This is a genomic window from Rugamonas brunnea (assembly GCF_014042345.1).
In the GTDB taxonomy this organism is placed as follows: Bacteria; Pseudomonadota; Gammaproteobacteria; order Burkholderiales; family Burkholderiaceae_D; genus Rugamonas; species Rugamonas brunnea.
On sequence record NZ_JACEZT010000008.1, the window covers coordinates 235,587 to 262,031 of the forward strand.

Annotated in this window: 20 protein-coding genes; 14 read left to right on the top strand and 6 right to left on the bottom strand. The window is 66.3% G+C overall.

Going from position 1 to position 26,445, the window contains the following annotated elements:
- Positions 1–14: 14 nt before the first annotated feature.
- On the bottom strand, positions 15–1,280 hold the full coding sequence (locus tag H3H37_RS14235) for a sensor histidine kinase (protein ID WP_182163532.1): 1,266 nt from the start codon (positions 1,278–1,280) through the stop codon (positions 15–17).
- 158 nt (positions 1,281–1,438) lie between these two features.
- Here H3H37_RS14235 and cqsA point away from each other — a divergent pair, with 158 nt between their 5' ends.
- From cqsA to H3H37_RS14255, 4 genes are all read left to right on the top strand, one after another.
- Entirely contained in the window at positions 1,439–2,695 is a 1,257-nt protein-coding gene (gene cqsA / locus H3H37_RS14240; RefSeq protein WP_182163534.1) for an alpha-hydroxyketone-type quorum-sensing autoinducer synthase, read from the top strand.
- A 63-nt stretch (positions 2,696–2,758) separates the two neighbouring features.
- Positions 2,759–3,148 carry a group II truncated hemoglobin gene (locus H3H37_RS14245; protein WP_182163536.1) on the top strand — a complete coding sequence of 130 codons (390 nt, stop codon included), beginning with the start codon at positions 2,759–2,761 and terminating at the stop codon, positions 3,146–3,148.
- 2 nt (positions 3,149–3,150) lie between these two features.
- Complete coding sequence (locus H3H37_RS14250; protein ID WP_182163537.1) at positions 3,151–4,506, top strand: DNA recombination protein RmuC; 1,356 nt, start codon at positions 3,151–3,153, stop codon at positions 4,504–4,506.
- A gap of 86 nt (positions 4,507–4,592) precedes the next feature.
- Positions 4,593–6,587, top strand: a complete 1,995-nt coding sequence (locus H3H37_RS14255; protein WP_182163539.1) for an acyl CoA:acetate/3-ketoacid CoA transferase — start codon at positions 4,593–4,595, stop codon at positions 6,585–6,587.
- Positions 6,588–6,616: 29 nt separating this feature from the next.
- On the opposite strand, the gene moeA is transcribed toward H3H37_RS14255, so the two are convergent.
- The 4 genes from moeA to H3H37_RS14275 all read right to left on the bottom strand — a co-directional run bounded on the left by moeA (position 6,617) and on the right by H3H37_RS14275 (position 14,188).
- Positions 6,617–8,515, bottom strand: coding sequence for a molybdopterin molybdotransferase MoeA (gene moeA / locus H3H37_RS14260; protein ID WP_311197500.1), 1,899 nt, complete (start codon positions 8,513–8,515; stop codon positions 6,617–6,619).
- A 7-nt stretch (positions 8,516–8,522) separates the two neighbouring features.
- Entirely contained in the window at positions 8,523–9,632 is a 1,110-nt protein-coding gene (gene moaA, locus H3H37_RS14265) for a GTP 3',8-cyclase MoaA (RefSeq protein WP_182163543.1), read from the bottom strand.
- 65 nt (positions 9,633–9,697) lie between these two features.
- On the bottom strand, positions 9,698–11,035 hold the full coding sequence (gene chrA / locus H3H37_RS14270) for a chromate efflux transporter (RefSeq protein WP_182163545.1): 1,338 nt from the start codon (positions 11,033–11,035) through the stop codon (positions 9,698–9,700).
- Positions 11,036–11,191: 156 nt separating this feature from the next.
- Positions 11,192–14,188, bottom strand: a complete 2,997-nt coding sequence (locus H3H37_RS14275) for an Rne/Rng family ribonuclease (RefSeq protein WP_182163547.1) — start codon at positions 14,186–14,188, stop codon at positions 11,192–11,194.
- Positions 14,189–14,859: 671 nt separating this feature from the next.
- Between H3H37_RS14275 and H3H37_RS14280 the strand changes: the two genes are divergently transcribed.
- The 4 genes from H3H37_RS14280 to H3H37_RS14295 all read left to right on the top strand — a co-directional run bounded on the left by H3H37_RS14280 (position 14,860) and on the right by H3H37_RS14295 (position 18,046).
- Positions 14,860–15,852 (top strand): RluA family pseudouridine synthase, encoded by a 993-nt coding sequence (locus tag H3H37_RS14280; protein WP_182163635.1) that lies wholly within the window; start codon positions 14,860–14,862, stop codon positions 15,850–15,852.
- 75 nt (positions 15,853–15,927) lie between these two features.
- A complete protein-coding gene (locus H3H37_RS14285) occupies positions 15,928–16,587 on the top strand; it encodes an HAD-IIIA family hydrolase (protein WP_182163549.1) in 660 nt (219 codons plus the stop codon).
- Positions 16,584–16,982 (top strand): Rieske (2Fe-2S) protein, encoded by a 399-nt coding sequence (locus H3H37_RS14290; RefSeq protein WP_182163551.1) that lies wholly within the window; start codon positions 16,584–16,586, stop codon positions 16,980–16,982. Before H3H37_RS14285 ends, H3H37_RS14290 begins: the two co-directional genes overlap by 4 nt.
- Positions 16,983–17,026: 44 nt before the next feature.
- Positions 17,027–18,046, top strand: coding sequence for a S49 family peptidase (locus H3H37_RS14295; protein WP_182163553.1), 1,020 nt, complete (start codon positions 17,027–17,029; stop codon positions 18,044–18,046).
- Between the two features lie 157 nt (positions 18,047–18,203).
- Here H3H37_RS14295 and H3H37_RS14300 read toward each other — a convergent pair whose 3' ends face one another.
- Positions 18,204–18,608 carry a hypothetical protein gene (locus tag H3H37_RS14300; protein WP_182163555.1) on the bottom strand — a complete coding sequence of 135 codons (405 nt, stop codon included), beginning with the start codon at positions 18,606–18,608 and terminating at the stop codon, positions 18,204–18,206.
- A gap of 208 nt (positions 18,609–18,816) precedes the next feature.
- Between H3H37_RS14300 and H3H37_RS14305 the strand changes: the two genes are divergently transcribed.
- The 6 genes from H3H37_RS14305 (at position 18,817) to H3H37_RS14330 (ending at position 26,436) form a co-directional block, all read left to right on the top strand.
- Positions 18,817–19,533 carry a pseudouridine synthase gene (locus H3H37_RS14305; RefSeq protein ID WP_182163557.1) on the top strand — a complete coding sequence of 239 codons (717 nt, stop codon included), beginning with the start codon at positions 18,817–18,819 and terminating at the stop codon, positions 19,531–19,533.
- Between the two features lie 66 nt (positions 19,534–19,599).
- The gene (locus H3H37_RS14310; RefSeq protein WP_182163559.1) at positions 19,600–20,601 is read left to right on the top strand and encodes a fumarylacetoacetate hydrolase family protein; all 1,002 of its coding nucleotides are present in this window, start codon (positions 19,600–19,602) and stop codon (positions 20,599–20,601) included.
- 81 nt (positions 20,602–20,682) lie between these two features.
- Complete coding sequence (gene flhB / locus H3H37_RS14315) at positions 20,683–21,870, top strand: flagellar biosynthesis protein FlhB (RefSeq protein WP_182163561.1); 1,188 nt, start codon at positions 20,683–20,685, stop codon at positions 21,868–21,870.
- Positions 21,867–23,978: a flagellar biosynthesis protein FlhA gene (flhA, locus tag H3H37_RS14320; RefSeq protein WP_311197498.1), complete on the top strand. Its 2,112-nt coding sequence runs from the start codon at positions 21,867–21,869 to the stop codon at positions 23,976–23,978. Before flhB ends, flhA begins: the two co-directional genes overlap by 4 nt.
- A 279-nt stretch (positions 23,979–24,257) precedes the next feature.
- The gene (flhF, locus tag H3H37_RS14325) at positions 24,258–25,619 is read left to right on the top strand and encodes a flagellar biosynthesis GTPase FlhF (protein WP_182163563.1); all 1,362 of its coding nucleotides are present in this window, start codon (positions 24,258–24,260) and stop codon (positions 25,617–25,619) included.
- Entirely contained in the window at positions 25,612–26,436 is an 825-nt protein-coding gene (locus H3H37_RS14330) for a MinD/ParA family ATP-binding protein (protein ID WP_182163565.1), read from the top strand. Before flhF ends, H3H37_RS14330 begins: the two co-directional genes overlap by 8 nt.
- Positions 26,437–26,445 lie beyond the last annotated feature (9 nt).

The following is a 26,445-nucleotide window of genomic DNA, read 5'->3' on the forward strand; positions in this document are numbered from 1 at the left end:
GGTTCACCTAAGTTTTACAGTCCGCTAGACGTGGGAAATTCCAGGACAAAGATCGCGTAGGCGGTTTCCCGCGAGACACAACGAATAGTAGCATCCCAAGCCTCCATGATTTCTTTACATAACGCAAGTCCGATGCCGGTGCCGTTATGCGCGGGATAGGAATAAAAGCGGCGGAAGATCAGCGGCAGCTGGCGTGGCGCCACGCCGCAGGCCGTGTCGATGAACAGCAGGCGCGGCGTGGGTCGGGCGCCGTCGATCACGATGCGCACCCGGCCCTTGCCGGCGCGGTGGATGGCCTTGAGGGCGTTGCGCAATAAGTTGAGCAGGATCACCACGGTCAGCTCGCTTTGCCCGGGAAAACGGAAATTGTGCCGCAGCTCGCACACCACGGCCTGGCGCTGGGCCGCGCTGGTGAACGGATAGCGCGCCAGCACCGCTTCCACCGCATCGCCCATGCACACGGATTCCGTGGGCCGCAGGTTGCGGTTGACGGCCGTGGCGCTGAGCAGGAACAGGTCGATCATGTGGTGCATATGGCGCACTTCGAACTGGATGCGGCCCAGCGCGTCCAGGCGGTGGGCGCGATCGGCGCCGGCCGCGCTGCGCGCCAGCCGGCCCAGGCCGCGCACGTTGGCGTCCACGCTGGCCAGCGGGGTGCGCAATTCGTGCGCCACCGTGGCCAGGCCAGCCCCCAGGCCGGCCAGCTTTTCCTGCTCCAGCACGTCGCGGCTGACCTTGGCGACCGACAGCACGGCGATGGTGAACCAGTGGATAGGCAATTGCTGCAGCACGCTGCGGCTCAGCAGGATGTCGCCGTGGCCGGGCACCACCACGGCCAGGCAGGCGGCCACTGTGCCGGCCACGTAGGCGCGGCAGGCCAGGCCCGTGTCGAAGTGGAACAGCACCACCAGCGCGATCAGCAGCGATTCGCCCCACACACCCGAGGCATGGTTCATCAGAAACATATAGCTGAAGAAGAAGGAAAACACGTAGCTCAGCGTCAGCAGCAGGTAGCGCTCCAGCCAGCGCCGGCTGAAATGGCGTGCCCACAGCCCCAATGCGCACAGCACGAGGCCGATTCCGCGCAAGGGCAGGCTGTCGTACTCCTGCGGAAAGAAGTTGTGCCAGATGACGTAATACAGCGGCATGCCCACCGTGCCCATGGCCGCCAGCACCAGCACGCGCGCGGTGGCGTGCTCCTGGTGGCAGTGGTAACGGCGCAGCGACAGCAGCAGGCGGTGGCGCCATTGCTTCCAGTGCGCATACGGAGAGAGGGTCATGGCCGTTTGATTTTTATCAAAATTTCATCTTCCTCCAAAATTACAACGGCGCAGGGGCTTTTGACCGTACGGTTGATCCGCATCAACCCTATTTTGTAACAAAACGGCAATGTCTTGGGCGTAGTGCAAATAAAACAACCATTTCAAAGAGGAAAATTATGTCCACTGCTATCGCCCCGGCCTCAGCCCCCGCCCGTGCGCGCCTGGCTGCCGCCGAACACAATTTGCCCGACTACGTCACCTGCCGTATGGATGCCCACTATGTGACCCGCATCGAACAACTGCTGGGTGGCGAGCATCCGCACGCCTGGCAACCGACGCCGGCCGGCGCTATCTTCCTGGCCGGGAATGACTATCTGTGCCTGGGGGGCGAGCCCGCCCTGGTGCGGGCCCAGGCCAACCGGCTGGCCGGCGGCGCCGCGCTGCTGATGTCGGCCGTTTACCTGCAAGAGGGCAGCCCGCAGCACCGGCTGGAACACAAGTTCGCGCGCCTGATGGGGGCCGAGGACGGCATCCTGACCCAGTCCGGCTGGGCCGCCAACGTGGGGCTGGTGCAATGCCTGGCCGGTCCCGGTGTACCCGTGTTCCTGGACATGCAAGCCCATGCCTCGCTATGGGAAGGCGTGCAATCGGCCGGCGCCGAAGCCATCTCCTTCCTGCACAACGACCTGGAGCACCTGCGGCGCCAGGTGAGCCGGCACGGGCCGGGCATCATCGCTGTCGATGCGCTGTACAGCACAAACGGCAGCGTGGCCCCGCTGGCCGGGCTGGTGGAGCTGGCCGAGCGCACCGGCTGCCTGCTGGTGGTCGACGAGTCGCACTCGCTCGGTACCCATGGCCCGCGCGGGGCCGGGCTGGTGGCGCAACTGGACCTGGCCGAGCGCGTGCACTTCCGCACCGCGTCGCTGGCCAAGGCGTTTGCGGGCCGCGCCGGCATCATCACCTGCTCCAGCAAATTCAAGGGCTATTTCCTGTCCGAGTCGCGCCCGGCTATTTTCAGTTCCTGCCTGCTGGAGCATGAATTGGCCTGGTTCGACGCGGCCATTGACTTCGTGGCGGCGGCCGACGACCGGCGCGCCGCGCTGGCCGGCATCGCCGCGCGCGTGCGCAGCGGGCTCGATGCGCTGGGCTACAACGTCAGCGACGGCACCGAGCAGATCATCGCGCTCGAACCGGGCACCGAACCGCGCACGCTGGCGCTGCGCAAGGCGCTGGAGCGCCAGGGCGTGTACGGCGCCATGTTCTGTGCCCCGGCCACGGCCAAGAACCGCGCGCTGGTGCGGCTGACCCTGAACGCGCAACTGGACGCGGCGCAGGAGGCGCGGATACTGGCCGGCTGCGCCGCCATCCGCGAGCAGGTGGAACTGGAGAGCTGGTCGTCCAGCCGCCGCTCGCGCCGGCTGGCGCTGGTCTAAGACCATCGCCCACCCCATCGCGCACCGCAACCGGCCATGGCTGCGGTGCGCTATGATGGCGGTATGACTGAACCTCAAACTCTCTACGAAGTGATCGGCGGCGAAACGCGCGTGCGCGAGATGGTCGACCGGTTTTACGACCTAATGGAACTGGAGCCGGAGTTCGCGCTGCTGCGCGCCACGCACCCGCCATCGCTGGACAACGCGCGCGACCGCCTGTTCTGGTTCCTGTCCGGCTGGATGGGCGGGCCGGACGCCTACATCGAACGCTTCGGCCACCCGCGCCTGCGGGCCCGCCACATGCCGTTCGCCATCGGCACCCAGGAACGCGACCAGTGGCTGCGCGCCATGGCGTGGGCCATGGAGGACGTGGGCATTCCCGAAGACCTGCGGCTGCGGTTGATGGAGTCGTTCTACCAGACGGCCGACTGGATGCGCAACAAGCCGGATTGACCATGACCACCATCGAATTTGCCGTGCTGCTGGCCGTGGGCCTCGTCGTGCTGGCGCTGCAGGTGCTGGCGCTGCTGCGCGCGCGCGCAGGGGCGGGCGCAGGGCCGGGTGAGGCCGGACTGGCTGAACGCATCGAGCGCGTGGAACGGGAAGTGCGCATGCAATTGCAGGCCACGGCCCAGGCCAGCCGCCAGGACATGGCGCAGTTGCTGGCGCAGGCGCAGGCCGCCAGCGCCCAGCAACTGGAGGCGATGCGGCGCCAGATCGACAACCAGGGGCAGAGCGGGCGCGAGGAACAGGCGCAAAGCCTGAAGCGCTTTGGCGAGAGCATGAACCTGGCCCTGATCCGGCTCACGGAATCGAACGCGCAGCGCATGCTGGAAGTGCGCGCCACGCTGGAAGAGAAGATCCGCGACCTGCAAGCCGACAACGGCGCCCGGCTGGAGGAGATGCGCAAGACGGTCGATGAGAAGCTGCACGCGACGCTGGAATCGCGTTTGTCGGCCTCGTTCCAGCAAGTGTCGGAGCGGCTGGAGCGGGTGCACCAGGGCTTGGGCGAGATGCAGCAGCTGGCGCTGGGCGTGGGCGACTTGAAGCGGGTGCTGACCAACGTGAAGACGCGCGGCACCTGGGGCGAGGTGCAGCTGGAGATGCTGCTGGAGCAGGTGCTCACACCCGAGCAGTATGCGCGCAACGTGGAGACCATCGCCGGCAGCGGCGCGCGCGTGGAGTTCGCGCTGCGCCTGCCGGGCCACGTGGAGGGCGGCCCGCCGGTATGGATGCCGATCGACGCCAAGTTCCCCAAGGAGCAGTACGAGCGGCTGCTGGAAGCGGCCGACCGGGCCGACGCCGACGGTGTGGCGGCGGCCGGGCGCGAACTGGAACGGGCCGTGCGCGGCGAAGCGAAGACCATCGCCGACAAATACCTGGCGCCGCCGCACACGACGGACTTCGCCATTCTGTTCCTGCCCACCGAAGGCTTGTACGCGGAAGTGATGCGCCGTCCCGGCCTGGCCGACGAACTGCAGCGCGTGAACCGCGTGAGCATCGCCGGCCCGTCCACGCTGTCGGCCCTGCTCAACAGCCTGCAGATGGGCTTCCGCACGCTGGCGCTGGAAAAGCGCTCGTCGGAGGTGTGGCAGGTGCTGGGCGCCGTGAAGACGGAGTTCGCCAAGTTCGGCGACGTGCTGTCGGCCACCAAGCTGACGCTGGAGCGGGCCGCCAAGAACATCGAATCGGCCGAGACGCGCAGCCGCCAGATGGCGCGCAAGCTCAAGTCGGTGGAGGCCTTGCCCAGCGAGGCGGCCCAGCTGCTGCTGGGGCCGGACCAGGATGTGAACGAATCGGAAGTGGCGTAGCAGGCGTAGTAGCTGCGCTGAGAGTACAGCGGTAAGGATCACCAGAGGGGACGTATCCCCCGATGTTTTTCTGAACGGAGACTGTCATGCCTGTTCGTAGCCCGGATTTCTCGTCGCTGGCCATGCCGGCCGTGCGGCGCAACAAGATCGTGAGCGCGGCCGACGCTGTCGGTTTGATCCGCGACGGCGACACCATCGCCAGCGGCGGCTTTGTCGGCGTGGGCTTCGCGGAGAACATCGCGGTGGCGCTGGAGCGGCGCTTCCTCTCGCCCGATGGCGGTGGCCATCCGCGCGACCTGACGCTGGTGTACGCGGCCGGGCAGGGCGACGGCAAGGAGCGCGGGCTCAACCACCTGGCCCACGAGGGCATGCTCAAGCGTGTGGTGGGCGGGCATTGGGGACTGGTGCCCAAGCTGCAGCAACTGGCCACGTCCAACAAGATCGAAGCGTACAACCTACCGCAGGGCGTGATCAGCCAGCTGTTCCGCGACACGGCGGCCGGCAAACCCGGCCTGCTCACGCACGTGGGCCTGGGTACCTTTGTCGATCCGCGCCACGGCGGCGGCAAGATCAACGAGCGCACCACGGAAGAATTGGTGGAGCTGCTGACGGTGGGCGGCAAGGAGCATCTGTTCTACAAGGCCCAGCCCATCCACGTGGGCATCATCCGCGGCACCACGGCCGACGCCAACGGCAACGTGACCATGGAGCGCGAGGCGCTCACGCTGGAGGCGCTGGCCATCGCCATGGCGGCCCACAATTCGGGCGGCATCGTGATCGTGCAGGTGGAGCGCATCGCGGAGCGGGGCACGCTGCCGCCCCGCGAGGTCAAGATCCCCGGCATCCTCGTCGATTGTGTGGTGGTGGCCGAGCAGCCCGACTACCACATGCAGACCTTCGCCGAGCCGTACAGCGCCGCGTTCGCGGGCGAATTGCGGGTGCCATTGGGGACGCTGGCCACTATGGCGCTGTCCGAGCGCAAGATCATCGCGCGCCGCGCGCTGATGGAGCTCAAGCCCAACCACGTCGTCAACCTCGGCATTGGCATGCCCGAAGGTGTGGCGGCCGTGGCCGCCGAGGAAAAGGTGTTCGACCTGGTGACGCTGACGGCGGAGCCGGGCGTGATCGGCGGCTTGCCGGCCGGCGGCCTCAATTTCGGCGCGGCCACCAATGCGGACGCCATCATCGACCAGCCCTACCAGTTCGATTTCTACGACGGCGGCGGGCTCGATGTGGCCTTCCTTGGGCTGGCGCAGGCCGACCGCCATGGCAACCTGAACGTGAGCAAATTCGGCGCGCGGCTGGCCGGCGCCGGGGGCTTCATCAACATCAGCCAGAATGCCAAGAAGGTGGTGTTCGTGGGCACGTTCACGGCCGGCGCGCTGCAGGTGGCCGTGCGCGACGGGCAGTTGTGCATCCTGCGCGAAGGGCAGGCGCGCAAGTTCGTTGACGAGGTCGAGCACCGCACCTACAGCGGGGAATACGCGCTGCGGCGCGGCCAGAGCGCGCTGTACGTGACGGAGCGCTGCGTGTTCCGCTTGCAGCCGCAGGGACTGGAGCTGATCGAGATCGCGCCCGGCATCGACCTGGAGCGTGACATTTTGGCCCACATGAGCTTCCGGCCCGCCATCAGCGCCGGCCTGAAGACCATGGATGCGCGTATCTTCGGCACGCAGGCGATGGGCTGGCGCGCCGATTTCCTGGCGCGGCCGCTGGAGGAACGCCTGGTCTACGACCCGCAGCAGCAACTGTTCTTCGCCAATTTCGAGGGCTACGAAGTGGCCGACCGGGCCACCATCGAGGCGATACGGGCCCTGGTGGCGCAGCGGCTGGAAGGACTGGGGCGCAAGGTGCCGGCCGTGATCAACTACGACAACTTCTCGATCGCGCCGGATTTGATGGATGATTACGTGGCCATGGTGAACGGCCTGCACGAGCGCTATTACAGCAAGGTGACGCGCTTCGCCCACAGCACCTTTATGCGCGCCAGCCTGGGACGGGCGTTCCGGCGCGCGGCCACCGAGCCGGCGCTGTACGCCGACCCGGCCGAGGCGCTGGCGCGCCTGCAGAAGGACGAATAGGGAGAAATAGGGACGAACAGCGGCGCCGCTTACAGCAAGCCTTCGAACGGCAGCACCTCGACCAGATCGCCCTGGGCCACGTTGCCCTGGTCGTCGCGCAGCACCACCATGCAATTGGCCTCCGACATGGAGCGCAGGATGCCCGAGCCCTGGGCGCCCGTCAGGCGCACCTGGGGCTGGCCGTCCGCGTCCGTGCTGAGCACACCGCGCTGGAATTCGCTGCGGCCGGGACGCTTGCGGATGCCGGCCTGCGCGCGCGCGCGCAGCAGCGGCAGCGGGGCGTTGGCGCCCATCATGTGCAGCAGCGCCGCGCGGGCGAAGAAGTAGAACGACACCATGGTCGCCACCGGGTTGCCGGGCAGCCCGAACAGCCAGGCGCTGCGGCCGTTGGAGTGGATCTTGCCGAAGGCCAGCGGGCGGCCGGGGCGCATGTTGAGCTTCCAGAACGCCACGTCCCCCAGGCGCGCCATCATGGCGCGCGTGTAGTCGGCCGCGCCGTCGGACACGCCGCCGGAGGTGATGATGGCGTCGGCGTTTTCGCAGCCGCTGCGCAGCGCCGCTTCCAGTGCTACCGTGTCATCCTTGACGATGCCCATGTCGATCACGTCGCAGCCCAAGCGCTGCAGCATGCCGAACAGCGTGTAGCGGTTGCTGTCGTAGACGCAGCCCGTGTCGAGCGGTTCGCCGACCGAGCGCAGCTCGTCGCCGGTGGAGAAGAAGGCCACGCGCAGGCGGCGCTGCACGGCCACCTCCGCCAGGCCGAGCGAGGCGATCAGGCCCAGGTCGGCCGGGCGCACCACCTTGCCGCGCGCGATGGCCACGCCGCCTTCGGCCAGGTCTTCGCCCTTGAAGCGGCGGTTGTCGCCCGCGCGCAGCACGCCGGCCGCGATGGTGACGCTGCCGTCGCCGATGGCGGCCGCCAGCTCCTGCGGCAGCACGGTGTCGCAGCCTGCCGGCATGGCGCCGCCCGTCATGATGCGCACGCACTGGCCGGGGCCGCAGGCCAGCGCCGTGGGGCGGCCCGCGTAGACGATGCCGATCACTTCCAGCGTGACCGTGCCTTCCGCGGGCAGGTCGGCGCCGCGCAGGGCATAGCCGTCCATGGCCGAGTTGTCATAGGCCGGCACGTTGATGGGGGAGATCACGTCCTGGGCCAGCACGCGGTCGAGCGCGCTGCGCAGCGCCACTTTTTCGGACGACTGGATCGGCGTGATGAAGTCGCCGATGATGCGCTGGGCGTCGCGCACGGACATGGCTTCGGGGTCGTAGGCAGAGAGGCAGCTGGCCACGGCGGCCAGCGTGAGCGGTTGCTCGGGCTGGGCGCCCGCATGTTCCAGTTGTTGCAGCTCGCCCAGCGTGTTGATGTTGCGGAACGCGGCCGCGTCCTCGAACACCACTTCGGCCAGGCGCAGCGTCTTGTACCAGCCCTCCATGCGGCGCGCGCCGGTGGCCAGGTAGGCATCGAGTTGCGGCAGCAGGCTGGCGCGCAGCAGCGAGAACACGGGATGGAGCTGGCGCTGGACCACACCGTGCTCGTCTGCTTCCAGTGTGACGGCGACGGCCACGTCGGCATCTTGCGAGTCCAGCGCGCCGGCCAGGCGCTGGGCCAGGTCGGGCGGCAGGAACGGTGAGTCGCAAGGGGCGGTCAGCAGCAGTTCCGTGGCGCAGTGGCGCAAGCCGGTTTGCAGGCCGGCCAGCGGGCCTTCGAAGCCGCCCAGCTCGTCGCCCAGCACCGGGCAGCCGTAAGCCTCGTACTGGGGCAGGTTGCGGTTGGCATTGATGGCCACGCTGGCCACTTGCGGCGCCAGCCGTTGCAGCACATGGGCCACCAGCGTGGCGCCCCGGAACGGCTGCAGGCCCTTGTCCACGCGGCCCATGCGGGTGCCACGGCCACCGGCCAGGATCAGGCCACTTACCTTGCTGTTCACAGACAAACTACCCCCCGATATAAGACATTTCAACTTTCTTGGCCCGCTCGACCAGGCCGCTGGTGTGCTGCGTGCGCGTTTCCGAGTAGCGGTCGCCGCGCGCGCGCCACAGCAAGGCGATGGCGCCGGCGATGTCGTCGTCGCTGTGGCCGCCGCGCAGCAGGGCGCGCAAGTCGTGGCCATGGCTGGCGAACAAGCAAGTATACAGCTTGCCTTCCGTCGACAGGCGGGCGCGCGTGCAATCGCGGCAAAAAGCCTGGCTCACGCTTGATATCAGGCCGATCTCGCCGCCGCCATCGGCGTAGCGCCAGCGCGCCGCCGTTTCGCCCGTGTAGTTGGCGTCGGCCGCCACCAGCGGCAGTTCGGCGTGGATGCGCCGCTGCACCTCGGCCGAGGGAATTACTTCATCGAGGTTCCAGCCGTTCGAGGCGCCCACGTCCATGTACTCGATGAAGCGCAGGATGTAGGGCGTGTTCTTGAAATGGCGCGCCATGGGCAGGATCTGGCTGTCGTTCATGCCGCCCTTGACCACCATGTTGACCTTGATCGGACCCAGGCCCACCTGGTGGGCCACATCGATGCCCTTGAGCACATCCTCGACGGCGAAATCGACGTCGTTCATGCGCTTGAAGATGGCGTCGTCGAGCGCGTCCAGCGACACGGTGACGCGTTGCAGGCCGGCATCCTTGAGCGACTGGGCCTTTTTGGCCAGCAGCGAGCCATTGGTGGTCAGCGTCAGGTCCAGCGGCCGGCCGCTGGGAGTGGGGATTTCGCTGAGCATGCCGACCAGCCGTTCCACATTCTTGCGCAACAGCGGTTCGCCGCCCGTGAGCCGGATTTTTTCGACGCCGTGGGCCACGAACAGGCGCGCCACGCGCGTGATTTCCTCGAACGATAGCAGCGAACTGTGCGGCAAATAGCTGTAGTTCTGGTCGAACACGGCCTTGGGCATGCAGTACACGCAGCGGAAGTTGCAGCGGTCGGTGACGGAGATGCGCAGGTCGTGCAGGGGGCGGGCGAGCTGGTCCGTCACGCGGCCGGTGGGGGCCTCCGGCACGGCGGGGATGGCCGGCGCACGCTGGCGCTGGTCCGCCACGAAAATGATTTTTTCAGTCATGAATGATGAGTTACTACCGGGCACAGCATAAAGTCATGGCACAAACACGCGCGTCAAGATGCGCGCTAACCGGGATACGATAGCACGAGGCCGGAGATCGCACAGGCCAGTATCAGCTTGATCGTGCCCACCTGGTAGCGCAGCAGGGCAATACTGGCCATCACACCCAGCAATACCGCGCGCAGGTCGAGGTGGGGCGCCGGCGTCTCTTGCCAGAATACATGCATGCCGAAGAACACGGCCAGGCTGACGATCACCCCCACCACGGCGGCGGAAATGGCCGTCAGCGGCGCCGTCATGCGGATGTTGTCGCGCGTCGCTTCCACCAGCGGGCCGCCGGCCAGGATGAACAGGAACGACGGCAGGAAGGTGAAGAAGGTGGCCACGCTGGCGCCCGCCGCGCCGGCCGCCAGCAGGCTGCCGCCGAACACGGCCTTGCTCCACGCGCCGACAAAGCCCACGAAGGCCACCACCATGATCAACGGGCCCGGTGTCGTCTCGCCCAGCGCCAGCCCGTCGATCATCTGCGCCGGCAGCAGCCAGTGGAAGCCGGTCACGGCGCCTTGGTAGACGTAGGGCAACACCGCATAGGCGCCGCCGAAGGTCAGCATGGCGGCCTTGGTGAAGAACCAGCCCATTTGCGCCAGCGGCTGGTGCGCGCCTGTCGCCAGGGCCAGCGCCAGCCAAGCAACCACGCCCAGCGTGCAGCCGAACACTGCCACGCGCGCCAGGCCGGGCCAGGAAAAGCGCGCGTGCCCGGGCGTGGGCGTGTCGTCGTCGATCAGGGCAGGACCATAGCTGGCCGCCTGGCCGGGGTGGCCGCCGCCGACCTGGAACAAGGCTGGCCAGTAGCGGCCGCCCAGCAGGCCGACCAATGCCGCGCCGGCGACGATGAGCGGAAATGGCAGATGAAATACGGTGATGGCGATAAAAGCGGCGGCGGCCAGGGCGATCAGCGCACCGTTTTTCAGCGACCGTTTGCCGATGCGCCAGGCGGCCGCCAGCACGATGGCGACCACGGCCGGCTTGATGCCGTACAGCACGGCCGCGACCGCCGGCACGCTGCCATAGGCCATGTAGATCCATGACAAGGCGATCAGGAACACCAGCGAGGGCAGCACGAACAGGATGCCCGCCACGATGCCGCCACGGGTCTTGTGGAGTAGCCAGCCGATGTAGATGGCCAGTTGGGTCGCCTCCGGGCCGGGCAGCAGCATGCAGTAGTTCAGTGCATGCAGGAAGCGTTGTTCGGAAATCCAGCGCCGCCGCTCCACCAGTTCCGCGTGCATCATGGCGATCTGGCCGGCCGGTCCGCCAAAGCTGATGAAGCCGAGCTTGAGCCAGTACCAGAATGCGGTGCGCAGGCTCACGGGCGCGGGGCGGGTCAGGTCGGGCAAGCTCATGGGCGTGGGGGGGATTGTGGTTGGCAGGAAATCAATGCGCCTCCAAGTCTGCCTGTAATTGGCTGGCTTGGGAAGGGCGAAAAAAAGGGAAGCACGCAGCTTCCCTTTTTGCTTGTGGCCGGCGCGGGCGGACCCGCGCGGCGCACTACGCTGGCATCAGCGGCGGGTGTCGACTTGCACCAGCGGCTCGTCCACTTGCGGTGGCAGCGGCTTGCGCTCGCGTGGCACACGCACCGGCGCCACCACCTTGGCGGCTGCTTCCTGGGCGGCACGCAGCTTGGCCGGGTCGGTCGCGGCCAGCGTCAGGCCGGCGGAGCCGAGCACGGCTTGCAGGTCGATAGGCGCGGCCGGGGCGGCGGCTACTGGTGCCGGTGCGGCGGCAGGCGCAGGTGCTGGTGCAGCTACGACTGGCGCGGCGGCCACAGGCTCGGCGACGACGGGCGCGGCGACTGGTGCAGCGACGATGGCTTCTGCCACTGGTGCAACAACCTCGACGGCGGCCGGGGCGGCGACTTCCACTGCGACAGGCGCGGCGGTTTCAGCCACGGCAGGGGCGGCGGCTTCCACCACAGGCGCCGGTTCTGCCGCTGCCACTTCAGCCACAGGCGCAGCGACCGGGGCGGTTTCAGCGACCGGCGCTGCTTCCACCACCGGAGCGGCCGTTTCAGCGACGGCTGCCACTGGCGCTGCCGGCTCGGCGGCAACGGCTGGTGCGGCGACGGCTTCCACCACTGGTGCGGCCTCGGCAACAGGTGCCACGGCGGCGACCGTTTCAGCGCTCGTTTCCGGCGCCACGGTGAAGGTCACGACAGGTGCTTCGCCTTCGTTGGCGCCCGCTTCCATGCCTTCGCCGCCTTCGCGTTCGCGGCGGTTACGGTTGCGACCGCCACGGCGGCGGCGGCGGCGTGGCTCTTCGCCTTCAGCCGCTTCCACTTCTTCGCCTTCCGGACCGGCCTGCGGGGCCGTTTTCACGATAGCCGTTGCTTCCACGACCGGGCCGGTGCCGGCGGCTGCCGGTACGGCGGCGGCCGTCAGCGCCAGTTCCTCGACCTTCGCTTCCGTTACCTGTGGCTTCTCGCCGCGTGGCTCACGCGGTGGACGTGGTGGGCGCTCGGCGCGCTCGCCCCGTTCGCCGCGCTCGCGCTGGCCTTCGGTCGCCTGGTTTTCACGTGGTTCACGACCCTCGCGGCCTTCACGGCCTTCGCGTGGTGGGCGTGGCGGACGGGCTGGGCGGCCGTTGTCGGCGGCCTTGGCGCCTTCCTCCTGGCCTGGACGGGCGCCCGGTTCGCGCTCGTCGCGCTCGCGGCTGCCTGGCTTGCCGTTACGGCTGCGGCCGCGCGGGCCACGGGCGTTGCGCTCGCCACGGTCGGTCGGCACGGGCTTGACCACGATGGTCGGGGCCACCGGCATGACCGGCGCTGCCGGCTTGGCGCGGAAGAAGCTGAACAGTTTCTCGAAGAAGCCTGGCTCGGCCACGGGCTGCGCTGGCGCGGCGGCGGCCTTGACCGTCTCGGCCGGCTTGGCGGTGCGCTCGACCATCGGCGCCGGCTGGTCCGGGGTGATGGTCTTGACCACGGCTTCCTGGCGCGGCTTGGCTTCTTCCTTCTGGCGCTTGCTGTAGGCCATGTCGGTTTCAGCCTGCTCGGCCAGCGTGTAGCTGGCCTGGCTGTCTTCCAGGCGCGGGTCGTCGTGCTTGATGCGTTCGAGCTTGTAGTGCGGGGTGTCGAGGTGCTTGTTCGGGATCAGGATCACGGCGATGCGGTGACGGTTCTCGATCTTCAGCACTTCGCCGCGCTTCTCATTGAGCAGGAAGGCTGCCACGTCCACCGGCACTTGCACGTGGATGGTGGCCGAGTTTTCCTTCATGGCCTCTTCCTGGATGATGCGCAGCACCTGCAGGGCCGACGATTCCGTATCGCGGATGTGGCCGGTGCCCGAGCAGCGCGGGCAGGTCACGTGCGAACCTTCGGACAGCGAAGGGCGCAGGCGCTGGCGCGACAGTTCCATCAGGCCGAAGCGCGAAATCTTGCCCATCTGCACGCGCGCACGGTCGTGGTGCAGCGCGTCCTTCAGGCGCTGTTCCACTTCGCGCTGGTTCTTGGCCACTTCCATGTCGATGAAGTCGATCACGATCAGGCCGCCCAGGTCGCGCAGGCGCAGCTGGCGGGCCACTTCCTCGGCCGCTTCGCAGTTGGTGTTGAAGGCGGTGGTCTCGATGTCGGAACCGCGGGTGGCGCGGGCCGAGTTGACGTCCACCGACACCAGCGCTTCGGTGTGGTCGATCACGATGGCGCCGCCCGATGGCAGCGGCACGGTGCGCGAGTAGGCCGTCTCGATCTGGTGTTCGATCTGGAAGCGCGAGAACAGCGGCACGTCGTCGCTGTAACGTTTCACGCGGTGCACCATGTCGGGCATCACGTGGCTCATGAACTGGTGGGCCTGCTCGTAGATCTCGTCGGTGTCGATCAGGATCTCACCGATGTCGGGCTGGAAGTAATCGCGGATGGCGCGGATCACCAGCGACGATTCCTGGTAGATCAGGAACGCGCCCGAGGCCGACTTGCCGGCGCCCTCGATCGCGCGCCACAGTTGCATCAGGTAATTCAAGTCCCACTGCAGCTCTTCCACATTGCGGCCGATGCCGGCCGTGCGGGCGATCACGGACATGCCTGGCGGCAAGTCCAGCTTGTCCATGGTTTCGCGCAGTTCCTGGCGTTCTTCGCCTTCGACGCGGCGCGACACGCCGCCGCCGCGCGGGTTGTTGGGCATCAGCACCAGGTAGCGGCCGGCCAGCGAGACGAACGAGGTCAGGGCCGCGCCCTTGTTGCCGCGCTCTTCCTTCTCGACCTGCACCATGATTTCCTGGCCTTCGCGCAGGGCTTCCTTGACGGAAGCGTTGCGCACGTCCACGCCTTCGCGGAAGTAGGTACGGGCCACTTCCTTGAACGGCAGGAAGCCGTGGCGGTCCTCGCCGTAGCTGACGAAGCACGCTTCCAGCGACGGCTCGATGCGGGTGATCACGCCTTTGTAAATATTGGACTTGCGTTGCTCGCGTCCGGCCGTCTCGATGTCGATGTCGATCAGTTTCTGACCGTCGACGATTGCGACACGCAGCTCCTCTTGTTGCGTAGCATTAAACAACATGCGTTTCATTTTTATTAACTCCGCGACCCTATGGGCCATCTCAATGCTGTTCCGTGGAACAGCGAAGCTACAGGGATATACGCGAGAATTAACATGGTTGCGGTGGGTATGCCCTGAGGGGCGGCGCAGCAACGTGGGTTGCGGCCGCCACTGGGCGCATGAAGTCGATCGACATGCCGAGTACCCGCGTCGCCTGCGATTCTTCCATGCGGCCCGCGTGGGCGGGGGGCAGAGAACGCAGGCGGTGGGCAGCGTCGATGAGCCAGATCCTGGCCTTGCTTACATGACAAGTACTACAACTTCCTATTAGGCTTGTTTCAGCCTTCCGTCATTAGCTTGCTACTAAGCATGGGGTCTGGCGAAAACGGCAAGCGTTATCAACTTCATTAACCAGCGAGCACAACTCTTGATCATGCTTGCCGGCGTTATCCTTACTATCCAACCATCCTAATTCAGCACTCTTGCGCGCCATCCGATTACAACGACGGTGCAACCTTGATCCGCGCAGGGGTGGTGCATATACATTTTTTCCTCTGAATTTGCAATTTGGCGAGGCCAGTGGAGACGCCCCTGTGTAAAATGTGCTTTTATTCTTACACTTGCAGCAGCTAGAACCGCCGCTAAATGATTATATATTCAAAATGAAGGACTTAGAGAGATTTTCTGGGAAGACAGAGCAAATGAAGATGCAAAACGATGTTGTTCCCCCTTCAACACAGGTTCCGCCGCAAGCACAATTCGTCACAATCACTGAAGAAGAGGCCGGTCAGCGCATCGATAACTACCTGTTGCGCGTATGCAAAGGCGTGCCGAAAAGCCATATCTACCGCATCCTGCGCTCGGGTGAGGTGCGGGTCAACAAGGGCCGTATCGACCAATTGTATCGATTGGTACAGGGTGATATCGTCCGCATCCCGCCGGTGCGGGTGGCCGAGAAGGCCGACACCAACACGGTGCCGGCGGCCGAATTCGACATCATCTATGAAGACAGCCAGTTGCTGGTGATCGACAAGCCGGCCGGCGTGGCCGTGCATGGCGGCTCGGGCGTGTCGTTCGGCGTGATCGAGCAGTTGCGGGCCGCCCGTCCGCAAGCGAAATTCCTGGAGCTGGTGCACCGGCTGGACCGCGACACGTCCGGCCTGTTGTTGCTCGCCAAGAAACGTTCGGCGCTGACCAATCTGCACGAGCAGATGCGCGAAGGCCACACGGACAAGCGTTACCTGACCCTGGTGGCCGGCGACTGGAAGAACGCGCGCCAGCATGTGAAGTTGCCATTGCATAAATACACGACGGCCGACGGCGAACGCCGGGTGGCGGTGCAGGCCGACGGCTTGCCGTCGCACACGGTGTTCACCTTGCTGCGCAAATTCAAGGATTTCGCGCTGCTGGAGGCCGAGCTGAAAACGGGGCGTACCCACCAGATCCGCGTTCATCTGGCATCGTCGGGCTTCGCGATCGCAGGTGATGACAAGTACGGCGATTTTGCCCTCAACCGCGCCTTGCTGAAGGCCGACGCCACGCGCGGCGCGCTCAAGCGCATGTTCCTGCACGCCCATCAAATCACGTTCACCCATCCGGAAACTGGCAAATTGTTAACATTAAATGCGCCATTGGCCGCCGAATGCGAGCGTTTCTTGTTAAGCTTGGGGAAACCGCTTAACGCATCAACCTAATATATAGTCGGGCACGGCAATCCGTCGTCGCCGGGCACGGACTCAAGGAGCCGGCAGCGACCGCAGCCGGGAGACATGGCAAGAAAGCAATTTGACTTAATCGTATTCGATTGGGATGGCACGCTGATGGATTCCACGTCAGCGATCGTGAAATGCATACAGGCGGCGGCCAAGGATCTTGGCTTGCCGATCCCGAAGGATGACGCGGCCGCCCACGTGATCGGCCTCGGCTTGTCCGAAGCGATGCAGGCGGCCATGCCCGGCATCGATCCCAAATACTATCCGCGGCTGGTGGAGCGCTACCGCTACCACTACCTGTCGCGCGACCACGAGCTGACCCTGTTCAAGGGCGCGCGCGACATGCTGGAGGAATTGTCGCAGCAGGCGTATTTCCTGGCCGTGGCCACCGGCAAGAGCCGGGTCGGCCTGAACCGCGCCCTGAACGACGCCGGCCTGCTGTCCATGTTCGACGCCACGCGTTGCGCAGATGAAACATTTTCCAAGCCACACCCAGCCATGCTGCAGGAGCTGACGCGGGAACTGGGGCAGGACATGAAGCGCACGGTGATGATAGGCGACACCACCCACGACTTGCTGATGGCCAACAACGCGGGGGCGGCGGCCATCGCCGTCCAGTATGGTGCCCATCCGGTCGACCAGCTGGCCGCCTGCCAGCCGCTGTTCTCGGCCGCTTCCGTGGCCGAGCTCCACCATTGGCTGAACGAGCACGCATGAGTACCGACGCCAGCAGCAGCGACGCGAACGCGACCCAGATCCTGGTGTGCGCGGCCGATGCCGTGCAGGAAGGCGGCAAGGGCGTGCGCTTTCCCGTCACGGCCGGCGGCGACGATGGCACCGGCTTCGTGGTGCGCTACCAGGGCATCGTGTACGGCTACCTGAACCGCTGTGCCCACGTGCCCATCGAACTCGACTGGGCCGAGGGCGAGTTCTTCGAGTCCAGCGGCCTGTACCTGATGTGTTCCACGCACGGCGCCATCTATGTGCCCGACAGCGGCTTTTGCGCCGGCGGACCCTGTCGGGGCGGGCGGCTGCGCCCGATCACCGTGGTCGAACGCGACCAGCATATCTACTGGCAACCTGACGACTATGTGCGGCCGGCCCGCGCCTGAGCGCCGTCAACTTCCCCCTCCATGTCATCCACCTGGCAGCAACCATGAGCGAAAACACAAGCGATAGCGCATCCGAACGCGCGCCCATCCCGCCGGCCGCGCCGGCCAAGCCGGCCGCCCCGCCCACCAACTGGGAGCGCGAGGTGCTGGAAAAGCTGGTGTTCGCCACGCTCAAGGAGCAGCGCGCGCACCGTCGCTGGGGCATCTTCTTCAAGTTCCTGTTCCTGCTGGTGGTGCTGGTGGGGCTGGCCGCCTATTTCGATTTCAGCTGGCCCGGCGTGGACGGCGAGGCGCTGGGACGCCATACGGCCCTGATCGAGATCGAGGGCGAGATCGACAGCGAAGGCAGCGGTTCGGCCGCCGTCGTGATCCCGGCCCTGAACAAGGCGTTTTCCGACGATGGCTCGGTGGCCGTCGTGTTGCACATCAACAGCCCCGGCGGCAGCCCGGTGCAGGCCGGCATGATCGTCGACGAGATCCGGCGCCTGCGCAAGGGTTATCCGGCCAAGCCGCTGTACGTGGTGGTCGACGAGATCTGCGCCTCGGGCGGCTATTACATCGCGGCTGCCGCCGACCGTATCTATGTGGACAAGGCGTCCATCGTCGGGTCGATCGGCGTGTTGATGGATGGATTCGGCTTCACGGGCATCATGGAAAAGGCGGGCGTCGAGCGGCGCCTGCTGACGGCCGGCGAGAACAAGGGCTTCATGGACCCCTTCAGTCCCCTGACGGAAAAGCACAAGCAGCACGCCCAGGCCATGTTGAACGAGATCCACCAGCAGTTCATTGAGGTGGTGCGCAGCGGCCGCGGCAAGCGCCTGAAGGAAACGCCGGACATGTTCTCCGGCCTGTTCTGGAGCGGTGCGCGCGCCATCGACATGGGCCTGGCCGATGGCCTGGGCACGGTCGACAGCGTGGCGCGCGATGTGGTCAAGGCGGAAGACATCATCGACTATACCCAGCATGAAGGCTTGCCCGAGCGGGTGCTGAAGAAATTCGGCGCGGCCATGGGGGCCGGCGCCGTCAAATCCGTCTACGCGGGGGCGCGCCCACTGCTCCATTGAGCGACTATGGCACGACGATTAACATTATTAATCTGGTCGGGAATAGCCTTGTATATCGCTCACCTTGGTCTATAGTGGTGTTGTAGTTCTTTCCAAGGGAGGCCAGATTAACAGTTCACATTGTTGTCAGCACTGTCTTGCTCAGCAGTTGATGGAACTACTCAACCGCATCGCGAATGCGGAGTAGAGAGAATTTCAATTCCTCGTCAATAGTCCCGCAATGGGGCTGAGAACAGCGGCGCAATGCCGCTGTTTTCATTGGTGGCGCCGGCTGCGCCGTTGCCTGTTTTTGTTCCTGTGCCGGTTCCGGGGCCGCGAAGCCGCCCGCGTCCAGCCATGCGCAGAACTGGCGTTGCAGGGCCGCTTGCCATTGGGCCTGGGGGCCCGGGTGGAGCGCGGCGGCGGTGCGCAGGTCGGCTGCCGTGTCGCCACTGCGCCAGCGCGACATGGCCAGCGCGGTGCGGTGCGCGGCGGCGGCCTCGGCGGCTGCCTGCCGATGGGGAGTGGCGGGCGTGTCCTGGTCGCCAGGGGGACGCGGGCGGGGTGGGGCGCGTTTTAACATGATCCATCCTTCTGCGGGCAGCCGCTCCGTTCTAACAACCTCTTCCATTATTCCCAATCGGTGTTAGGCCGATTCCTAATGAAGTTTCAGTGTATCAACGCCAGACGGGGACTTATTGATTTGCATCAATGATGCGACGCGTGCGGCATCAATCCGGCGCGGCGGCGCTTGCCTTCACGCTCGCAGCCGCATCTGTTAAAGTCTCGCCATGAGTAAATTATCCCTAGACCGCATCCTGCAATCGCAGGGTTTTGGAACCCGCAAGTACTGCCGCTCCCTGATCGAGGACGGCGAAGTGAGCATCGCCGGCCAGGTGCAGGACAATTACCGCACCACCGTCGAAACCGATGGCCTGGTGCTGACGGTGTTCGACGAAGAGTGGGTATACCGCGAACACGTGTACATCGCGCTCAACAAGCCCGCCAATTTCGAATGTTCGCGCAAGCCCAGCCACCATCCGGGCGTGCTGACCTTGCTGCCCGAGCAGTTCACGTGGCGCGAAGTGCAGCCCGTGGGCCGGCTCGACCATGACACCACGGGCATGCTGCTGATGTCGGACGATGGCCCGTTCATCCATGCGCAATCCTCGCCCAAGCGCCATGTGCCCAAGGTCTACCAGGCCACCACCCAGGATCCGGTGACGCCGGCCCTGATCGCGCAATTGCTGGCCGGCGTGCAGTTGCATGACGAGCCCGCGCCGCTGGCCGCCCTCGTGTGCGAACAGCGCGGCGAGCATCAGCTGGAAATCGTGCTGGAGCAGGGCAAGTATCACCAGGTCAAGCGCATGCTGGCGGCCGCCGGCAATCATTGCAGCGCGCTGCACCGTTCGGCCATCGGCACCCTGCAGCTCGACACGCTGGGCATCGCCGAGGGCGAATGGTGCTACCTGACGCCTGAACAGCTGGCCTTGCTGGCCCCCGTCTGAACCGCATCCCCGTCACCGGCGCCGCCACCGTGCGGCACCGGCGCGCCCACTTTCTCTCGCATCGCCATGAAACTTGCCACTCTTAAAGACGGCACGCGCGACGGCCAGCTGGCCGTCGTCGCGCGCGACCTGAAAACGGCCCAGCTGGCCGACGGCATCGCGCCCACCTTGCAGCGCGCGCTGGACGACTGGGCCTTCATCGCGCCCCAGTTGCAGCAGCTGTACCAGGACTTGAGCAATGGCCGGGGCCGCCGCACGTTCGACTTCGATCCGGCGCAGTGCATGGCGCCGCTGCCGCGCGCCTACCAGTGGGCCGACGGTTCGGCCTACGTCAACCACGTGGAGCTGGTGCGCAAGGCGCGCGGCGCCGAGTTGCCGGCCTCGTTCTGGGAAGAGCCGCTGATGTACCAGGGCGGCAGCGACGATTTCCTCGGCCCGCGCGACGACATTGCCTTGTTCCACGAAGAGTGGGGCATCGATTTCGAAGCGGAAGTGGCCGTGATCACCGACGATATCGCCATGGGGGCGACGCCGGACCAGGCTTACCAGCAGATCCGTTTGCTGGCGCTGGTCAACGACGTGTCGCTGCGCAACCTGATTCCCGACGAGCTGGCCAAGGGCTTCGGCTTCCTGCAGAGCAAGCCGGCCACCAGCTTCTCGCCCGTGGCCGTCACCCCCGACGAGCTCGACGATGCCTGGAAGGGCGGCAAGGTGCACCTGCCGCTGCGCTCGACATGGAACGGCAAGCTGGTGGGCCAGCCCCACGCGGGCGTGGACATGATCTTCAACTTTCCCCAGTTGCTGGCCCACCTGGCCAAGTCGCGCAATATCCGGGCCGGCAGCATCATCGGCTCGGGCACCGTGTCGAACAAGGACAGCAAGCGCGGTTATTCCTGTATCGCCGAGCAACGTTGCCTGGAAACCATCGCCGGCGGCGCGCCCGTCACCCCGTACATGGCGTTCGGCGACACCATCCGCATCGAGATGCTCAATGGCGACGGCAAGTCCGTGTTCGGCGCCATCGAGCAGACCGTGACGCGGGCTGATGCGGCCGGGGGCGGGAAATAAGGCCCCTTTTTCCATCCTGTTCCGCGAATAGCCATAGGGCAATATCGCCTATGATGGCTAGCGTATCCACAGGAGCAGGCGATGGCTGAAGAAAGCGACGCAGAAAAGACAGAACCGGCGTCAGCGAAGCGCCTCGAGCAGGCGCGAGAAGAAGGCGACGTTCCCCGATCGCGTGAAGTGGCGACGTTCACCGTGCTGATGGTGGCCGGCGCCGGCCTGTGGCTGACCGGTTCCTCGCTGGTGCGCCAGCTGCGCTCGGCCATGGTGTCGGGCCTGGCGCTGGACCAGGAGCAGATTTTCCATGCCGACGTGCTGCTCACCCGCATCGGCATGGATGTCGGCCGCGTGCTGCTGGCCTGCTTGCCGCTGGGCCTGGCCGTGATGGTGGTGGCGCTGGCCTCGCCGTTGCTGGTGGGCGGCTGGCTGTTCAGCGGCAAGGCCATCACCCCCAATTTCGGTAAGCTCAACCCGATCAAGGGCCTGTCCAACCTGGTCTCGCCCAACGCCCTGGTGGAGTTGCTCAAGGCCATAGCCAAGACGCTGCTGGTGGGCTTTGTGGCCTGGCTGGTGGTGATGAAGCAAAAGGATGCCGTGCTGGGCCTGGCCGTGGAGCCGCTCAAGCTCGGCAGCGTGCATTTGCTCGACATGATCGCCATGAGTTTCCTGTTCATCGTCGGCGCGCTGGGCCTGATCGCCGCCGTCGATGGCCCGTACCAGATGTGGCACTACGCCAACAAGCTCAAGATGACGCGCCAGGAAATGATCCAGGAGTCCAAGGAGTCCGACGGTAATCCGCAGATCAAGGCCAAGATCCGCCAGATGCAGCGCGAGATGGCCAAGCGCCGCATGATGGCCGACGTGCCGACCGCCGACGTGGTGGTGACCAACCCGACCCACTATGCGGTGGCGCTGAAATACGCCGACGGTTCGCGCGGCGCGCCGCGCGTGGTAGCCAAGGGCACCGATGAGGTGGCGGCCAAGATCCGCGAGATCGCCAAGGAAAACAAGGTCGCCATCCTGGAAGCGCCGCCGCTGGCCCGTGCGCTGCACAAGCACACGGAAATCGGCGACGAGATCCCCGAGGCGCTGTACGCGGCCGTGGCCGAAGTGCTGGCCTACGTGTTCCAGCTGCGCATGTTCAGCAAGCAGGGCGGCCACCGTCCCGACACCCCGACCAAGCTGGATGTGCCACCCGAGCTGGACCCGCTCAACCCCGCCTACGCCGGCCGTGGCAAGCTTAACGATACGAATAACGGAGCACCTGCATGAACGCCTTGAGCAATCTGAAACTGCCTGCCTGGATGCAGGGCTTGGCCAAGGGCGCCAACAAGAGCCTGGCCGCGCCCATCCTGATCGTCATGCTGCTGGCGATGATGGTGCTGCCGCTGCCGGCCTTCGTGCTCGACCTGTTCTTCAGCTTCAACATCGCGCTGGCCATCATCGTGCTGCTGACCAGCCTGTACACGGTCAAGCCGCTGGACTTCATGGCTTTCCCCACCATCCTGCTGGTGTCGACCATGCTGCGCCTGTCGCTGAACGTGGCCTCCACCCGCGTGGTGCTGACGGAAGGCCACACCGGTGCCGACGCGGCCGGCAAGGTGATCGAAGCGTTCGGCCACTTCCTGATCGGCGGCAACTACGCGGTCGGTATCGTCGTGTTCATCATCCTCACCATCATCAACTTCACCGTCGTCACCAAGGGCGCGGGCCGTATCGCCGAGGTGGGCGCCCGTTTCGCATTGGACGCCATGCCCGGCAAGCAGATGGCGATCGACGCCGACCTCAACGCCGGCCTGATCGGCGAAGCGGAAGCGCGCAAGCGCCGCAGCGAAGTGGCGCAGGAAGCGGAATTCTACGGCGCCATGGACGGTGCCAGTAAGTATGTGCGCGGCGATGCCGTGGCCGGCATCCTGGTGACCGTCATCAACGTGGTGGGCGGCCTGCTGGTGGGCTTGCTGCAGCATGATATGTCGTTCGGCGACGCGATCAAGAACTACACGCTGCTGGCCATCGGTGACGGCCTGGTGGCGCAGATCCCCTCGCTGGTGATTTCGACGGCGGCCGGTATCGTCGTCTCGCGCGTGGCCAGCGAGCAGGACATCGGCGGCCAGGTGATCGGCCAGTTGTTCGCCAAGCCCCAGGTGCTCTACATCACGGGCGGCATCATCGGCGGCATGGGCCTGATTCCCGGCATGCCCAACCTGGTGTTCCTGCTGCTGGCCAGCATCCTGATCGGCGCCGGCTGGCTGTTGTCGCGCCGCGCCAGCAGCGCCGCCACGGCCGCCGAGGCCGCGCCCGAAGCGCCGCCGCCCACCGCGCCCGAGCAGGAAGAGGCGACCTGGCAGGACATCATGCCGGTCGACACGCTGGGCCTGGAAGTGGGCTACCGCCTGATCCCGCTGGTGGACAAGACCCAGGGCGGCGAACTGCTCAAGCGCATCAAGGGCATCCGCAAGAAGTTCGCGCAGGAAGTCGGTTTCCTGGCGCCGCCCGTGCACATCCGCGACAACCTGGAATTGAAGCCGTCGGCCTACCGCATCACGCTCAAGGGCGTGGAAGTGGGCACGGGCGAAGCGTTCAACGGCCAGTTCCTGGCCATCAATCCCGGCATGGCCAGCGGCACGCTGCCGGGCCTGGTGACCACCGATCCCGCATTCGGCCTGCCGGCCACCTGGATCGACGCCGGCTTGCGCGACCAGGCCCAGACCATGGGCTACACGGTGGTCGACGCCGGCACGGTGGTGGCCACCCATTTGAACCACCTGATCACCACCCACGCGTCGGAACTGCTGGGCCGGGCCGAGGTGCAAGCCTTGCTCGATCACCTGGGCAAGGAAGCGCCACGGCTGGTCGAGGACCTGGTGCCGAAGATGGTGTCGCTGTCGACCCTGCAGAAGGTGCTGCAGAACCTGCTCGTCGAAGGCGTGCACATCCGCGATATGCGCACCATCATCGAGACGCTGGCCGAGCACGCCGTGCACACGCAGGACCCGAACGACTTGACGGCGCTGGTGCGCATCGCGCTGGGTCGGGCCATCGTGCAGCAACTGTTCCCCGGCGCGGGCGAGCTGTCCGTGATGACGCTCGATAACCGCCTTGAACGTTTGCTGATGCAGGCGCTGTCGGCCAGCGGTCCGGATGGCGCCGGCATCGAGCCGGGCCTGGCCGACACCATCGCCCAGCAGGCGCAGGCGGCCGCCACCCAGCAGGAAGCGCTGGGCCTGACGCCGGTGCTGCTGGTGCCGGGTCCGCTGCGCGCCTTGCTGTCGCGCTTCCTGCGCCGCGCCTTGCCGCAGCTGAAGGTGCTGTCGCACGCGGAGATCCCGGAAACCAAGACCATCCGCGTGACCTCGCTGGTGGGCGGCCAGCCAGCCTGACGCCGGCCAGGCCGTCGCACGGCCCCTTGCGCGCGCGCAGGGGGCCGTGCCGTTTCTGCCGCTTGCGGTGCCCGCATCCGGTACGCCGGACGCAACCGTGAAATACGGCCCATTTCCACCGTTGTTCATCGGATCGTTTCCATGGTGCATCGTCAATAATGACACTGTCAGAGCAAAGGCGCCTCATGTCGAAGGCGCAGCGCTCAAGTAACAGGAGTCGATGATGATGGCCAAACCACTTTCCCAACCACGTGCTGCCCTTGCCCAGGGGAGCCGGCCATGAACGTCAAGAAATTCACTGCGCCCACGTCGCGCGAGGCGCTGCGCAAGGTGCGCGAGGCGCTCGGCCCCGACGCCGTGATCCTGTCCAACCGCCAGGCTGACGGCGAGGTCGAGATCCTGGCCCTGGCCAATGACGACGCCGCCTCGCTCGCGTCGCCCGCGCCGCAATCGCCGATGGCCGCCCCGCGTCCGCAACTGGAGCTGCCGCCGGCCGCGCCGGCGCCCATGATGCCGGCGCAACCGGCCCGCCGCGTGGTGGCGTCGCCCTCGTCGTATGCATCGGCCACCGCCGCCGCAGCAGCCGCGCCGGCCCAGCCGCGCGCCGCCGCGCTCGACATGGAACGCATTTCGGAAATGGTGGCCGCCGCCGTCGCCAGCGCCAAGCAGAACGCGGCCGCTGAAATGACCGGCATGATGAACGAGATCCGCGCCATGCGCGGCATGATGGAAACCCAGTTGGCCGAGATCGCCTGGGGGTCGACCCAGCAGCGCGAACCGCACAAGGCCGCCGTGTTGCGCGAGATGCTGGCCGCCGGTTTCTCCGCCAGCCTGGCGCGCTACCTGATCGAAAAACTGCCGGCCAGCCGCGACGCGGCCGACAGCATGCGCTGGATCAAGACCGTGTTGACCCGCAACCTGAGCACCATGGCCAACGAGGACGCCCTGATCGACCAGGGCGGCGTGTTCGCCCTGGTGGGCCCGACCGGCGTGGGCAAGACCACCAGCACCGCCAAGCTGGCCGCGCGCTGCGTGATGCGCCACGGCGCCGACAAGCTGGCCCTGATCACGACGGACGCCTACCGTATCGGCGCCCACGAGCAACTGCGCATCTACGGCAAGATCCTGGGCGTGATGGTGCACTCGGTGAAGGACGAGGCCGACCTGCGCATCGCGCTGAAAGAACTGAAGAACAAGCACACGGTGCTGATCGACACGGTCGGCGTGAGCCAGCGCGACCAGATGGTGACGGAGCAGGTGGCCATGCTGCAAGGCGCCGGCGCCGACGTCAAGCGCGTGCTGTGCCTGAACGCCACGGCCACCCAGGAAACCCTGAACGAAGTGGTGCGCGCCTACCAGGGCAGCGGCCTGGCCGGCTGCATCATGACCAAGCTGGACGAGGCGGCCGCCATCGGCAATGTGCTCGACGTGGTGATCCGCCAGAAACTGAACCTGTTCTATGTGTCCAACGGCCAGCGCGTGCCGGAAGACCTGCACCTGGCCGACCCGGCCTGGCTGATCGACCGCGCCTTCAAGCTCAAGCGCGACGCCATCCCCGGCCAGTACCTGGACGCGGAATTGCCGCTGTTGATGTCCAACGCCGGCGCCGACGGCTCGCTGCGCGAGGTGCACCTTGGCTAACTTCGATTTCGACCAGGCCGAAGGCCTGCGCCGGATGCTGGCCGGCCCCACGCCACGCATCGTCACTTTTCTGTCGGCCACGCCGCAGGACGACAAGGCCGCCATGCTGGTCAACCTGGGCGCCTCGCTGGCCCGGGCCGGCAACGACGTGCTGCTGATGGATGCCTGCGCCAGCGCCCATGGCGTGGCCTCGCGCCTGGGACTGGACGATGGCGCCAGCCTGCTCAACGTGGCGCGCCAGGAATGCGCGCTGAACCAGGTGTTGTATGAAGCGCCGCAAGGTTTCACGGTGGCCTCGATGACGCGCGGCGAAGCGCGCCGCGGCCCCGACGAGGCGCGCCGGCTGGCCAAGGCCTTCGACGTGCTGGTGCGCCAGACCGGCATGGTGCTGGTCGATGGCGAATTCGATGGCGGCGCTTTCCCGGTGCCCGTCATGGCCAGCGCCGAGATCGTGGTGCAGGTATCCAACAACGCCCGTTCCATTACGGCCGCCTACGCCATGATCAAGCGCCTGAACCACGAACTGGGCCGGCGCCCATTCGGAATTCTCGTCACCGGGGCTTCCGAAACGGAAGCAAAGGTGGTATACGATAACATGGCGCAAGCGGCGAGCCGCTACCTGGCGGTCAACCTGGTATCGATGGGTTCGGTGCCGGCCGACGAATACCTGCAGCGGGCCGCGCGCCTGGGGCGGGCCGTGGTCGACGCCTTCCCGCTGGCCGGCGCCTCGGTCGCGTTTCGTCAACTGGCGGGGCGGTTTGCGCTGGCCGGCTCGCCCTCCATGCGCGCGGGGAGCCAGCACCAATTCAGCGCCTAACGAATAACA